The organism is Nocardia brasiliensis (assembly GCF_042691675.1).
GTDB lineage: Bacteria > Actinomycetota > Actinomycetes > Mycobacteriales > Mycobacteriaceae > Nocardia > Nocardia brasiliensis_D.
Genome location: NZ_CP170507.1, coordinates 993043 through 1006441 on the forward strand (window position 1 = coordinate 993043; position 13399 = coordinate 1006441).

Genomic DNA, 13399 nt, shown 5'->3' on the forward strand with positions numbered 1-13399 from the left:
GTGGCTCGACAGCCAGCTTCCAACGGATTCTCGCCAGGTTGACCTACCCCTGGGCCGGAGTCGCCTTGATGCGGCCCAGGAAAGCGTCGATGGCGGACCACATCTGAGGGTTGAGCTGGGTGTGCGTGCCCGTGCCCGCGACGGTTCGGAAGTCGACACCGTTGGCGGCGAACTGGGCGACGAGGGCCGCGTGCAGCGGCGACGGGACCGTCGTGTCGGTGACGTTGAGCAGCAACAGGATCGGCGCGTCGTACCCGGTGGTGGGCACCGTCAGGTAGGACTCGTATGCGGCGCGAACGCGGTTGTCGGACAACGGCTTCGACAGCAGCTCACCGATGCCGAGACCGGCCACCCGAGCTTCGATCTCCGGCTTGCACATGTGGCCGATCTCGTCGAGCAACGTCCGCCCCACCGGGCTCAGATACTGGTCGAAGTCGATATCGGGACGTGCTGCGCGCAATCCGGCGAAGATCATCGATACGAAGCCGAGCGTTTCCGCCGTATCGGGCAGGGCCGGAATGCTCGGTCCCGCAATGGGAAGCACCTTTTCGACGTCCGACTCCGGGTCGATCGCCACGGTGCCGCGGAAGTCGAGCTCAGGGGCATAACTCGCCTGCAGGTGACCGGTGCCCAGCGCCGCCTGCCCGCCCTGCGAGGGGCCGAGCACAGCCCAGGTCCGCGACAGCTCCGGCCGCGCGGAGCGAGCGGCCCGCACGAGGTCGAGGGTGGCGGTCGCCTCGGTCTTCAACTCCAGGTAAGGGTGCGGTCCGGTGTCGAAAAGCCCGAGTCCGAGATAGTCCGGAGCCACCACGGCGAAGCCCTGCGAGACCAGATGCCGCATGATGCCGTCTTCCTCGGCATGCCAATGCGAGTCCGGCGCGGTGCTGGGATCGGATTTGCCACCACACCCGGGGCCGAGTCCGGTCGTCCCGTGATCGAACGCGATGATCGGCCAACCGCCGGGTGGCGGCGTGCCCGCCGGGACGAACATCGCCCCGCTGGCTTGCCGCGGTGTCCCGTCCGATCCCGCCATCCAGTAGCTGACCACCGACCCGCCGGACATGCCATGCCATCCGTCGGCCTGCGGCTGCACCGAGATCAGCATCCCCGGAGTTTCGGCCACCGCCGGAGCGGCCTGCAGCCCGAGTGCGACGCTCGCGGTGACCGCGGCCACGGTCACCGCGCCTTTCCAACCACGAATAACGCGCATCGAAGAACCTCTCCTTCGTGCTGGACGCTCGTCCAGTTGAAGAGCAGCCTAAGTCGGTTGTGTAGCTACCACATCGGTAGATGGCGAACTGTAAGCAAACCCACGGTACCCCCGAGTCGCGACGGATTCGGTTACCGGGGAACGTCCAGCGCTATCGCGGCAGCTCGGAGTGCGTCGGCTGTGCGGGTCGCCGCGTCGGAGAGCGGGGACGGCAGATGGGCGAGCAAGAGCCGTCGTTGCTCCTGCGGCCCGCCGCGGACCGGCAGGATTCGTACGCCGGGCGGTGCCGCGGCGGCGAGGATGGCCGGGATGGTGGTCAATCCGCAACCCGCGGCGACCAATTGGAGCTTGGCCAGCCAGTCACGAGCGGTATGGGCGATATCGGGCCGCTCGTCCAAGCCGGGCCAGACGCCCATCAGCGTGTCGTCGTCGGCGGTGGGCCCGGCGATCCACTGCCGCCCGCGCAGATCCGCGACGTCGATGTAGTCGCCGCGAGCGAGCGGATCAGCGGCAGGCACGGCCAGGTACAGGCTGCGCTCGGTGAGAGTGCGCAGAAGCAGCGCGAAAGACTCGGCGTCCGGCGGGCGGAACGGCGGCGTAGAACCCAGTAGTGCCAGGTCGAGACTGCCTGCGCGGAGTGCGCGAACCAGTGCGGGTGTGCTGCCCTCCCGGCTGATGACGGTGATCTCCGGATGGTTCTGGCGCAATGCCGCGATGGCCATCGGCAGCAGGGCGGCGCCCGCGCTCGGGAACCAGCCCACCCGGACCGTCGCGGCCTGTGCGGGCAGCCCGGACAACTCGCGTGCCGCCGCCTCGATCTGGTCGAGTACGGCGCTGGCCCGCCGCAGCACGAGATGCCCTGCCGCCGTGACTCTTACGCCATCGCGGCGACGTTCCAGCAGTTCCGCACCCGCCAGCCGTTCGAGCGACGCGATCTGCCGTGAGACCGCGGACTGGGTGTAGCCCAGTGAGTTCGCCGCGGCGGTGAAGGTGCCCTGCTCGGCCACCGCACGGAAGACCCGCAGTGCCGTGAGCGAGACATCGGTGAAGTCCATGACTTCTACGCATAGCAGGTGTGCCCAGCTTTCGTTGGACTCATGGATGGCACGTTCCTAGTTTGGAGCCATGAACGTGGCACGCATTGCCCTGGTGACCGGGGCGAATCAAGGTTTGGGCAGAGCGTTGGCCGAAGGGCTCGCCGCCCGAATGGACCCGGCCGATCTGGTGTTGCTCACCGGTCGCAACGCCGAGCGAGTCGCCGCCGCGGCGGCCGAGATCGCCGCGGCCCCGGATACGCGCAGTCAAGTGCGGGGGCGCGTGCTGAATGTCGCCGATAGCGGCAGCATCGTCGCACTCGCCGCCGAACTGCGGGAAAGCCACGGCGGAGTGGACATCGTGCTCTCCAACGCCATTACCCGGCTCACCCCGGATCGCCCACAATCCGAGCAGGCCGACGAATTCATCGACGTCTCCAACATCGCCACCCATACGATCCTGCGCGCCTTCGGTCCGATCCTGCGTCCCGGCGGACGACTGATCGTCGTGGCCAGCACACTGGGCGCGCTCGGCCATCTACCGGAGCGGCTGCACCCGCTGTTCGACGGCGCCACCCTCGACCAGGTCGAGTACGCCGTCGAATCCTGGCGCAGCGCAATCCGTTCCAAGACGACAACCGAGGCGGGTTGGCCGCGTTGGCTGAACGTGCCCTCGAAGGTGGCCCAGGTCGCCGCGGTGCGCGCGGTGGCGGCCGAGCGCCGTGACCGTGACTCGGCCACCGGCACCCTGGTTGCCGCGGTCTGCCCCGGCATGGTCGACACCGCGACCTCCCGCCCGTGGTTCAGCGACTTCCGGCATGCCCAAACCCCGGCCGCGGCGGCGCGGGCCGTGCTCGACCTGGTGCTGACCCCCGGTGTCGATCCGAGGCTGTATGGCGAGCTGATCCGCTTCGGCAAGGTCGTGCCATGGCATTCCGGCACGCCGCCGGTCGAGCAGGATCGGCTGCTCACTCCATGAATCGGCCTGTGGTGCGTGCTTGTTGCCGGTGCGCTGCGGCGGCTTCCGGCCTGCCGAGGGCGGTGGCGAGTTCGGCGAGGTAGTGGGCGACCGGCTCGAGGGTGACCAGGCCGCTGCCCGCTCCGGCGAGTTCGGTTGCGGCGGGCAGCAATTGGTCATAGCAGCGCCGCATCGTCGATTCGTCGCCGAGGGCGTGGGCGGCGCGGGCGGTGAGGCAGGTGCGAAGTTCGAGCAGTAGGTCTCGGGGCGAGTCGGGGACGGCCCGCAACGCCTCGGCGGCTTGCTCTCGAAGCCCGTTGTCCAACAGGATGATCGGGCGAACCCATGGTTCGTACGGCCCCCATTCCGCGGTCGTGGCGTCATCGCCCGGCAGACGGTGCCGCAGCCGCAGGCAGAGCAGGGCCAGGGGAAGCAGGCCCTGCTCGACACCGGGCATACCGCTGCCGGTGAGGGACGCGGCCGCGGCGCGGTAAGCGGTTTCCGCCTGCCGGGGGCTGCCGATGATCGCTGTGCGCAGGGCGGCGTACCAGTAGGTGAAGACGCCGACCATCGGTAACTCGTATTCGGTGGCCAACTGGTCCGCCGCGGCAGCGTGGGCGTCGGCCGAGGGGAGATCAGCTGTCGCGCATGCTGTTTGAATACCGATCAGGTGGCCGAGGACCTCGAAGGTGGCGAGCCGGTGCTCCCGCCCCAGCGCGATGAGTTCGCCGCCGATGCGGGCACGTTCCGCGCTGAGACCGGCCCGGTGAAACGTGTGCATGAAGCGGCCGTTGAGCGCGAAGGCCAGCAGCGCCGGGTCGCCGAGTTCCCGGGCGATGGCTTCCGCTTCCTCGGCTGCCCGCAGGCCGCGGTCGTCCGCCGCGCCGCGGAGTTCCAGCGCGATAGTCGTACACAACCGCGCACGCAGCTCGCGGCACTCGGCGGGCAGGGCGGCGAGGGTGCGTTCCGCGGCCGCGATAACGTGGCGGGACAGGTCCGGGTCGTCATTGGTTGTCCACACCGCGGGGACATCGAAAGCGCTGATGACGTGCGCGGCAAGCGTTGGATCCGCCCATTGCCCGGTTTGCGTGACGGCCAGTCGGCGGTAATGACGAGCCTCGCCGAGCGCACCCGTCACCGCCAATGCGCGCGCGAGTCCCGTGGTCGCCTCGAGTTGCGCGGACGGGTCGGATTCGGGCATCCGGTCGAAGGCATCCAGGGCCGCACGCCACTGCCGCACCGCCTCGGCGAGGGCGAATCTCCGCTCTGCCTCGACTGCCGCGGCGCTGGCGTACCGAGCTGCCCGTGCCGCGGTGGCGCGGCTGTGCGCACGGACGAAGTGATGTGCCAGCACCGAAACGGCTGCCGTGCCGGTCTTTTCGAGCAATGCGCCGGTCGTGCCGTGCCACTGGGCGCGGCGCGGTCCACTGATGTCGTGGTACACCGTGTCGCGCACCAACGCGTGGGTGAAGCGCAGCAGCCCGTCTGGTAGTTCGGTGAACAGCCCTGCGGCCAGCGTGGTTTCGAGGCTGTCGAGCACGTGGCTCGCGTCGCCGACAAGGTCGATGAGGATCTCCCGATCGACGTCTTCGCCGAGCACGGCCGCCTGTTGTACCACTGTCCGCACGGGTTGCGGCAGCATGGCCATGCGATGCCGGATGACCTCGCGGACGCCCGCCGGGACGGCATCGACGGCGACGGACCCTTCGTCGCGCAGCAGCCGGGCCAGCTCGCGAACGAAGAACGGATTACCGTTGCTGCGCCGGTGAATTTGGTGCACGGCGTGCTCGGCGATATCCGGTCCGGCGATCTCGCTTACCAGGGCGGCGGTGTCGGTCTCGGACAGTCCGCTCAGATACACGCGAACCGGTTCGGCGCGCGCCATCTTGCCCAGCGCGGCAGTCAGTTCGGTGCTGATCTCCGTGCTGCGGTACGTCGCCACGATCAGCACCGGGCCTGCGATACCGCCGGTGACCAGCGCGGCGAGTAGGTCAAGGGTTTCCGCGCCCGCGTTGTGGATGTCGTCGAAGACCAGCAGGACCGGCGTGCGTTGTGACACCGACCCGAGGTATTCGGCCGCGGCTCGATGAAACAGGAACCGCGCCTCGGCCGGATCCGGGCTCGCTGCCGTGCGATGGTGGCCCGTACTCGCTGGATCTGGGGGTTGAACTCCAGGTTCGGCAGTGGTCAGCGTTGCGAGGATACTGGTCCAGGCCCATCCGGGCGGGACACCGACATCCGCTGGGCTCTCGCCGCGCGCGGCGGTCCAGCCGCTGTCGGTCAGTGCGACGGAAATCTCCTGGGCCAGAGCGCTTTTACCGGCTCCGGCTGCCCCGGCCAGTAGTGCCAGTCGCGCGTGACCGTGCCGAGCGGCGTCCTCGGCGGCGTGTTGCAGCGCGGCGAATTCCAACCTTCGACCGACGAAACCCCTTCCGCGCGGCGATGTTCGGGCGGTTGGCGCGAGCAGGTGCGGCGCGTGGGCCAGGATATCGGCCGCCACGCGTTGGAGCTCGGGGCCCGGGTCCGCGCCCAATTCGGTGCGCAAGAGGTCCCGGATGCGGCGCAGCGCGGCCAAGGCGTCGCTCTGTCGGCCGGATCGGTAGAGCGCCACCGCGAGCAATTGCCAGGCGTGTTCGCGCAAGGGGTGCTCGGCGAGCAGGCTATTCAGTACCGGCACGGCTTCGGCGGCCCGCGCCAGCTCGATCAGCGCGGCGGCGCGCTGCTCAACGGCCACTTGGCGCAGCCCGTCGAGTCGATCGACTTCGGCCCGCGCCCAGCCTTGTTCGGCGAATTCCGCGTAGGCCGGGCCTTGCCACAGCGGCAGCGCCGCATCGATGGTCGTCAGGGCGCGCTCGAACCGCCCGGCGGCCAGCAGTTCGGCGGTGTGCTCGACGGCAGTGCCGAACCGGTCCGCGTCCACCGCGTCCGGCTCGGTGCGCAGCGCGTATCCGGGCGGGACGGTCACCAGCACCGCGGCGGGAGTGCGCGGTGGGCGATCGGGCTCGAGCACCCGCCGAAGATCGGCGACGAACGTCTGAAGCGCGCCCACCGCGCCGCGTGGCGGCCGCTCCCATAGGTCATCGATCAGCTGGTCCACAGTGACCATGCGCCCCCGCGCGACCAGCAACCGCGCGAGCACCGCGCGGTGCCGCGGCCCCTTCAGCGGCAGCGATTCCCCGGCCCGCTCGGCGCTGATCGGCCCGAGGACACCGAAGCTCAGCTGCGCCACACGACCAGTCCGATCCCTTCGCTCGCGGCAGCCGACGCCGTACTCAGTCGCTGCTGATTCGTTGCTGACCGCGCGGGAAAAGACTGGTCGGCGTCACCAGCGAACACCGGAAGGACACCTCATGACCCCGAAGATTACCGGATTCACCTACCAGCGGATCGCCGTCGCCGACCAGGTCGAACTCAATGTCGCCGTCGGCGGGTCGGGCAGTCCGGTCGTGCTGTTGCACGGTTTCCCGCAGACCCACCTGATGTGGCGCCACGTCGCGGCCGACCTGGCCGCCGACCACACCGTTATCTGTCCCGACCTGCGCGGTTACGGTGACAGCGACAAGCCGGTCGAGACCGACGGCAGCGGTTACGCCAAGCGCACCATGGCCGCCGACGTCGTCGCCGTCGCCCGCGCCCTCGGGCACGAGCGCTTCGCGCTGGCCGGACACGACCGCGGCGCCCTGGTCGCCATCCGCGCCGGTCTCGACCACCCCGACGCCGTCACCCACCTCGCCTCGCTCGACGTGCTGCCCACCCTCGACATGTGGGACGTGCTGCACGGTGTCACGGCCGCGGTCGGCTTCCACCTGTACCTGATGGCGCAGCCGCCGGGCCTGCCCGAACAACTGATCGCCGCCGCCCCCGCCGCGTTCTTCGGGCACTTCCTCGACATCTGGACCCGCGACCCCGACGCCATCCCACCCGAGATCCGCGCCGCTTACCTGGCTGCCTGCGCCGCCGCGGTGCCCAGCATCGTCGCCGACTACCGCGCCTCGGCGGGCATCGACATCGAGCACGACCGCCTCGACCGCACCGCGGGCAATCAGCTGCGCATGCCCGTCACTGTCCTGCAACAGGATTGGGGCGCTGCCCTCGGCTTCGACGCCGAATCCCGGTGGCGCGCTTGGGCCCCCGACCTGAAGCACACCACCGTCGGCTGCGGTCACTTCATGGCCGAAGAAGCCCCGGCCACCGTCACCGCGGCCCTGCGCGAGCTGCTCGGCCGCTGACGATCAGTGCTGCCAGAAGTCGGCGAAATTCTGTGCCCAGGCCCGTGCTTGGGCGATCTGGGTTTCGGTGATCTGGGTGCCCGGCCCCGGATCGTTCATGACATTGTCCGGCAGGTCGCTGTGCCCGCCGGAATTCGTGATCAGATGCCCGATCTCATGGGCGATCGTGGCGAACCTGTCCGATGCGCCCGCGGCGATGCCGATGCAGTTGTTGCCGAGCAGGGCCTCGCCGATCTGCGGCGCGTCGGGCGGCGCGATCCGATGCATGAAGATCACCTTCAGCACCCGCTTGTCCGAAATGTGCTGGGGGTGCTCGTTCAAGGTGGAGTTGTTCTCCCGCAGGCGTACGTCGTTCACGCCCGGTGCCGGCCCCGGCGCGGCGTGCTCGTTGTCGGTCTTGATGTCGATGTAGTTGACCAGCCGGAACCTGATGCGTGCCTTGCCCCAAATGCTGTCCGGTGACACCCAGCCCAGGTGGCGATAGAGGCCCTCGTTGTCGGGCACGGGCCAGTGGTCCCAAGCGCGTTCGGCGAACTTCAGTTCACCGGTGCTGCCGTCGATGCTCTTGAAGTTGGTGGTGGAACTGATGATCGGGACCTGATCCCACAGCGCCATCTGGCTGGCTGCCGAAATCTCTCGCACCGGAATCTGATCGGAGAAGAACCGGGCGACCTCGACCGGGACGAGGAGCACGTCCGGATCCAAAGCGATGCGCGCCTTTTCGGCTGTGTTGGCGGCGAAGCCGTTCTTGGGTGCCCGGACGAGCAGCTTGACATCGACCGGGCGATAGCCGACTCGAATGCGGGACAACAACTTCACCTCCGAGCCGGTAGCGCCACTGAAAGTGCCGACCGTGGCGGGCCAGGCGTGCGCGCCTTCGCTCAACGACCCGGCGCGGATCGGTCGCGGGGCCGCTTCCGCTTCGCCGTTGCTGACCGAGAGTTCGGTGTCGCCGTGGGTGAATCGCCACCCGTTGCCGATGCGGACGAGTTCCTGCGGCACCATGCCGTTGGCGGCTTCGGAGTGCACATTGATCAGCTTGGTAGTGACCTCGACCTGCGGGTTGTCGGTATCGACGAAGGTGATCCCGTTGTCGATCTTCACGGCGCCTTCGACGACGAGCATGAGCGTCTGCAAGGGCGGCATCGGCTGGTTCTGTGGCTTCGTCAGGGTCTGGAAATTGGTGTTCTGCTCCCCGTACCTGTTGTTGAAGCCATCCAGGATCGCCGCCTCCAGGACGGCGAAATCGACGTCGTCGATGCTACGTGGCGACGGATTACCCGGCGAGTGTTCGTAATTGAACACGATGACATCGAGGAAGACCGGACGGCGCAGCATGCGACCGTCCAGCAGTTTCAGCAACGCGGCAGCTAGCGCCGGGTACGGGGTGAACTCGGCATTGCCGAGAAAGTCGAGGAGGACGGGTTCCGGAAGGCTGAAATCCACCCCGACATGGTCGAGGGCGCGGATCACGGCTGCGGGGTCATTGTTGTTCGGCATGATGATCGTTCTTTACTTCGAAATTTTCCGGTGTCGGGCCGGCTGAAAGCCGATCGTCGCACCGCTCACCCACCAGCGCGCGAGTACTCAGCTACCTGCTTCGCCACCCACCCACGCTCGACATACCGCGTGTGCCACCCAGCCCGGCAACCCACTGCGCCGAACACTCGGACCAACTAGCGACGCATGTCGCGGCGAAGAGGTGGTAGTTCCCTGCCGAGGGCGCAGCCCATACCGCGCCTCCGAAGTTGATTACCGAAGTTCAGAGCCCACGGGCAGAGGAGATCGATCATGAGGTCCACAATTCGCCGCCCCGCCAGCGGCCTACACCGACTCGCAGCAGGCACAGCACTCGCCACCGCTCTCATCGCAGCCGCCACCACCCAAGCCACCGCGGACCCAATGATGAGCGACCTGGAAATAGCGCGCCAAGCCCTAGCCGGAGCAACCGTCCAATCCGTAGAACTGGACACCGCAGACGGCACCCCCCAATGGGAAGTAGACATCCGCACCCGAGACGGCGCCGTCTACGAGGTCCAGGTAGACGCAAACACCGGCAGAATTCTCTCCATCGAACCCGACCACACCTGAAGCCCCCAACCACCCTCTGCCGCAGCGGCCCATCAGCCGTTGCGGCAGAGCCACTCCCGCACCCCGCCGACCCGCGGAGAAAGTGTGCCCTCGGCAGGATTCGAACCTGCGACACCCGCTTTAGGAGAGCGGTGCTCTATCCCCTGAGCTACGAGGGCTGACCTGGTGGCATTGATGATGCCTGGTGGGACGTCGGGGAGTCTACCGGGTGGAGTCCGGCGGGGCCGAAACGGATTGTCGGGGATCGATGGGATGTGGAGGTGGGACGGGGGAGTGGGGGCGTTGATCAGGAAGGTTTGGTGGCTACGGCGATGATGTAGTCGGCCCAGGGGCCCCAGAGGGTGAGGCCGGGGCGGCTGAAGGCGAGGCGGAGGGCGGGGTTTACCCGGCGCATGTCGGGGTCGCGGAGGCGCTTGGTGAGGTAGGTGGCGAGGGGGGCGTAGACGTCGCGGCGGATCGAGTAGGTGACTACGTCGTGGTAGCCGGTGTCGGTCAGTGCCTGCCGGTAGTGGTGGATGTCGAAGTAGTCGCGCTGGGGCGGGGTACTGAGGCGGCGGCCGGGGCGGTCGGACAGTTGGACGATGGCTTTCGAGGCGCGGTTCGTACGCGGCACGATGTCGGCGGTGACGAGCTTGCCGCCGGGCTGTAGCACCCGGTAGGCCTCGGCGAAAAACTTTGTGTACGAAGGGAAGTGGAAGGCCGATTCGAGTGCGGTCACCTTGGTGCACGACTCGTTCTCGCGCGGCAGGTCGATCGCGGAGCCGTATTCGTAGCGGATGCGGTGGCCGAGGCCGAGTTCGGCGGCGCGCCTGCTGGCGATCTCGATCTGTTCGACCGCGATGTTCACGCCGATGATCTGCTTCGGCTTGAACTCCGCGGCCCACAGAAAGTCCTGATCGCCGTACCCGAACCCGACATCGAGCTGGATGTCGTCCGGCCCGAGCTCCGCCTCCCGGGCCACCAGCCGCGCGAGGTCCTTGCTCGCTTCGTCCAGGGTGGCCGGATTGTCGCGCCAGTAGCCGAGATTGATGAACAGCGAGTCCTCACCGAACAGGTTCTGCGGGCCGACTACGTCGTAGACCCGGCCCACCCGCTCGCTCGACGGCAGGAGCGGCACTTTCGCCCACTCGTAGCATTCCTTGGCCCAGCGCCGCGATCGGTGGCGCAAATCCTCGACCGGAATGTCGGCAGTGGTCAGCGTCATGAGGCCTCCAGCGCTCGGGCTCGACCAGGTGCCGCCAGCGGATTCTGGATTCGAGATGCTGACAGTCTCAGACAGTTTGGCGCTGCCGTCAAGACCCGCTCGACGCGAGCCAACGCACCGCACAATCGAAGGTTGAACCGCTGGGTCAGTACGCCTGGTATTCCCGGCTCGGGCGCACGCCGAGGCGGTCAGAAACCGCCGCCGTCGAACCCACCACCACCATCGAATCCGCCACCACCATCGAATCCACCACCGCCACTATCGAATCCGCCGCTGTCCCAACCGCCGCCGTCGAATCCGCCTGTGTCACTGCCGGAGTCGTATCCCGCGGTGTCGCCGGAGTCGTAACCGCCGGAGTCGCCACCTGCGTCGCTCCCACCGTCACCGTTCCCGGCGGCCAACCCGTCCTGGTACCCGTCGCCGTATCCGCTCTCGAATCCTTGGGCGTCGTACCCGACACCGGACATCCCGGCGAACAGTGACGTGAACAGCAGCGCCGAACCGATACCCCAGGCCCCGCCGATCAGGGCGGGCTTCCACCACGGCTCGGAGTACCACCCCGCGGGCACCGGCCGTCCCGCGACCCGCCCGCCCGGGTAGTAATTCGGTGTCGCCGACGAGGGGTTGGGCGAGGCCGCGATCTCCCGGCCGTCGTATTCGACGACCCGCTTCTCGGTGACCTTGCCCGCGGCGTCCTGCCCGTCGAGAGCTGGCACATCGGGGCCGGGGTCCATACCCATCGCGGTGCGCGCGGCCCGGATGTAGTACAGCCCCTCGAGCGCCGTCTGTTTCGCCAGCCGTGCTTGGGCGGGCGTGCGCGCCTGATCGAGCTGTGACCCGGCGGCGAGATGTCGTTCGGACGCGTCGACCAGCGCCTGCCTGGCAGCGTCATTACTGCCGCTGAGGTTGTAGATCTGGCCGCCGAGCCGCTCGTTGACCTGGCGTGCGTCGGCCAGTGCGTCGGCGAGCTCGGTGGCCGCCCGCTGCTTGCTCTGCCGGGCCAGCACGACGACCAAGGCGCCCACCGCCACGATCAGCACGACGATCAGTAGCCACCACACGGTGCGCACCTCTTCCGTTGCCGGGTCCGAACAGGGTCCAGTTTACTGGGCGCTTGCTGAGACACGGCTGAAAACGATGGCGCGTCCGAGTCCGGCTAGGACACCTCGGCCAGCGGCTCCGCCTGTGCCTCGTCGTAGTCACTCAGGTCGAAAGTCTTTGTCTTCCAACGGTAGAGCACGGTGGCGCCGGGCCAGTTGTTGGTGATGCGGCCCGCCGCGTTGCGGTACCAGCTGGAACAGAAGTTCCACGGCGTATCTTTCAGCCGCCGCTGCAGCCAGTCGTCCCAGTTCTGCTCGGCGTCCGCTCGGGCCGCGAGGTACCGGCCCGGCCGGTCGGACAGGTACTGCACGACCTGACGGATATAGCGCGCCTGCGATTCGAGCATGTAGATGATCGAACCGGAGCCCACATTGGTGTTCGGGCCGTACATCATGAACAGATTCGGGAAATGCGGCACCGACAGGCCGAGGAAGGCACGGGCCCCCGCGTCGCCCCAGACGTCGGCGAGCTTGCGGCCGCCGAGGCCGTAGATGTTCATCGGCGCGAGGAACTCGGTGCCCTTGAACCCGGTGCCGTAGACGATGACGTCGACGTCGTGCTCGACGCCGTCGGCGGTGCGGATGCCGGTCGGTGTGATCGCCTCGATCGCGGTAGTCTCCACCGTGACGTTCGGCTGGGCCAACGCGGGGAAATACTCGTTGGAGAACAGGCCGCGCTTGCAGCCCGCCGCGTAATCGGGGGTCAGCTTCGCCCGCAGTTCGGGGTCGCTGACCTGCTTGACCCGATGCCGGTCGGCCAGCGCGATCACCGGGGTCTTCATCGCCGGGATATCGGTCAGCGCCAGCGCGAGCACCTCGAAGAACGACCAGATCGCGAACCGTTCGGCGAGCCGGGTCGGTGGCAGGTACTTGAACACGGCCTTGTGGGTGGCGCTGTACTCGGTGTCGAACTTCGGTAGCACCCACGCCGCCGACCGCTGGAACAGCGTGAGGTGCGCCGCTTTCGGCTGGATGCGCGGAATGTATTGGATCGCGCTGGCTCCGGTGCCGATGCAGGCGACGCGCTTGCCGGTCAGGTCGACGCGGTGATCCCACTCGGCGGAGTGGAAAGCGGGGCCTGCGAAGGTGTCTATGCCCGGGATGTTCGGCATAGCGGGCCGCGACAGCTGGCCGACGGCGGGAACGAGGACATCGGCGGTGAGCTGCGCGCCGTCCGCGGTCGTGATGATCCAGTGGCCGGTCTGCTCGTCGAATTCGGCATCGGTCATCTCGGTGCCGAACCGGATGTGCCGCACCAGATCGTGTTTCTCGGCGACCCCGCGCATGTACTCGTGGATGTCACGTTGCTCCGAAAACCGCCGCGGCCAATCGGTTTTGGGCTCGAACGACCAGGAGTACAGCGGCGAAGGCACATCGCATGCGGCGCCGGGATAGGTGTTCTCCCGCCACACGCCGCCCAGATCCTGGGCGCGTTCCAGAATGGTGAAGCTGTCCAGCCCCGCCCGCCGCAGCTCCAGCGCCAAGCCGAGCCCGCCGAAGCCGGCGCCGATAATGATGATGGACGGCGTTGTCATGGTCCGAGCCTAAGTGGCGAACCCGCAGGTCCGAAGAG

Annotated in this window: 10 protein-coding genes and 1 tRNA gene; 3 read left to right on the plus strand and 8 right to left on the minus strand. The window is 68.0% G+C overall.

Annotated elements, in window-relative coordinates; genetic code table 11:
- Positions 1 to 43: 43 nt before the first annotated feature.
- Together ACFK0J_RS05005 and ACFK0J_RS05010 are read right to left on the minus strand one after the other, a co-directional pair.
- Positions 44 to 1210: an alpha/beta fold hydrolase gene (locus ACFK0J_RS05005; protein ID WP_378736996.1), complete on the minus strand. Its 1167-nt coding sequence runs from the start codon at positions 1208 to 1210 to the stop codon at positions 44 to 46.
- Positions 1211 to 1341: 131 nt separating this feature from the next.
- A complete protein-coding gene (locus ACFK0J_RS05010; protein ID WP_378736998.1) occupies positions 1342 to 2265 on the minus strand; it encodes a LysR family transcriptional regulator in 924 nt (307 codons plus the stop codon).
- A gap of 70 nt (positions 2266 to 2335) precedes the next feature.
- On the opposite strand from ACFK0J_RS05010, the gene ACFK0J_RS05015 reads away from it, so the two are divergent.
- Positions 2336 to 3223, plus strand: coding sequence for an SDR family NAD(P)-dependent oxidoreductase (locus ACFK0J_RS05015; protein WP_378737000.1), 888 nt, complete (start codon positions 2336 to 2338; stop codon positions 3221 to 3223).
- On the opposite strand, the gene ACFK0J_RS05020 is transcribed toward ACFK0J_RS05015, so the two are convergent.
- Positions 3213 to 6431 (minus strand): BTAD domain-containing putative transcriptional regulator, encoded by a 3219-nt coding sequence (locus ACFK0J_RS05020; RefSeq protein WP_378737002.1) that lies wholly within the window; start codon positions 6429 to 6431, stop codon positions 3213 to 3215. The two genes, ACFK0J_RS05015 and ACFK0J_RS05020, sit on opposite strands and share 11 nt — an antisense overlap.
- Before the next feature lie 121 nt (positions 6432 to 6552).
- On the opposite strand from ACFK0J_RS05020, the gene ACFK0J_RS05025 reads away from it, so the two are divergent.
- Positions 6553 to 7431: an alpha/beta fold hydrolase gene (locus tag ACFK0J_RS05025; protein WP_378737004.1), complete on the plus strand. Its 879-nt coding sequence runs from the start codon at positions 6553 to 6555 to the stop codon at positions 7429 to 7431.
- 3 nt (positions 7432 to 7434) lie between these two features.
- Here ACFK0J_RS05025 and ACFK0J_RS05030 read toward each other — a convergent pair whose 3' ends face one another.
- A complete protein-coding gene (locus tag ACFK0J_RS05030; RefSeq protein WP_378737006.1) occupies positions 7435 to 8931 on the minus strand; it encodes a hypothetical protein in 1497 nt (498 codons plus the stop codon).
- Positions 8932 to 9222: 291 nt separating this feature from the next.
- Here ACFK0J_RS05030 and ACFK0J_RS05035 point away from each other — a divergent pair, with 291 nt between their 5' ends.
- Positions 9223 to 9522 carry a PepSY domain-containing protein gene (locus ACFK0J_RS05035; protein ID WP_378737008.1) on the plus strand — a complete coding sequence of 100 codons (300 nt, stop codon included), beginning with the start codon at positions 9223 to 9225 and terminating at the stop codon, positions 9520 to 9522.
- A gap of 85 nt (positions 9523 to 9607) precedes the next feature.
- Here ACFK0J_RS05035 and ACFK0J_RS05040 read toward each other — a convergent pair.
- The 4 genes from ACFK0J_RS05040 to ACFK0J_RS05055 form a co-directional block, all read right to left on the minus strand.
- Positions 9608 to 9680: transfer RNA gene (locus ACFK0J_RS05040), tRNA-Arg, on the minus strand.
- A 128-nt stretch (positions 9681 to 9808) separates the two neighbouring features.
- Entirely contained in the window at positions 9809 to 10783 is a 975-nt protein-coding gene (locus tag ACFK0J_RS05045; protein WP_378742636.1) for a methyltransferase domain-containing protein, read from the minus strand.
- A gap of 131 nt (positions 10784 to 10914) precedes the next feature.
- Entirely contained in the window at positions 10915 to 11796 is an 882-nt protein-coding gene (locus ACFK0J_RS05050; RefSeq protein ID WP_378737010.1) for a DUF1542 domain-containing protein, read from the minus strand.
- An 86-nt stretch (positions 11797 to 11882) separates the two neighbouring features.
- Positions 11883 to 13361 (minus strand): flavin-containing monooxygenase, encoded by a 1479-nt coding sequence (locus ACFK0J_RS05055; RefSeq protein WP_378737012.1) that lies wholly within the window; start codon positions 13359 to 13361, stop codon positions 11883 to 11885.
- Positions 13362 to 13399: the final 38 nt, after the last annotated feature.

What these genes read in the sequence shown, in the direction of transcription:
- ACFK0J_RS05005 (WP_378736996.1), bottom strand. Translation starts at nt 1,210, where the DNA reads ATGCGCGTTATTCGTGGTTGGAAAGGCGCGGTGACCGTGGCCGCGGTC.
- ACFK0J_RS05010 (WP_378736998.1), bottom strand. Translation starts at nt 2,265, where the DNA reads ATGGACTTCACCGATGTCTCGCTCACGGCACTGCGGGTCTTCCGTGCG.
- ACFK0J_RS05015 (WP_378737000.1), top strand. Translation starts at nt 2,336, where the DNA reads ATGAACGTGGCACGCATTGCCCTGGTGACCGGGGCGAATCAAGGTTTG.
- ACFK0J_RS05025 (WP_378737004.1), top strand. Translation starts at nt 6,553, where the DNA reads ATGACCCCGAAGATTACCGGATTCACCTACCAGCGGATCGCCGTCGCC.
- ACFK0J_RS05030 (WP_378737006.1), bottom strand. Translation starts at nt 8,931, where the DNA reads ATGCCGAACAACAATGACCCCGCAGCCGTGATCCGCGCCCTCGACCAT.
- ACFK0J_RS05035 (WP_378737008.1), top strand. Translation starts at nt 9,223, where the DNA reads ATGAGGTCCACAATTCGCCGCCCCGCCAGCGGCCTACACCGACTCGCA.
- ACFK0J_RS05055 (WP_378737012.1), bottom strand. Translation starts at nt 13,361, where the DNA reads ATGACAACGCCGTCCATCATCATTATCGGCGCCGGCTTCGGCGGGCTC.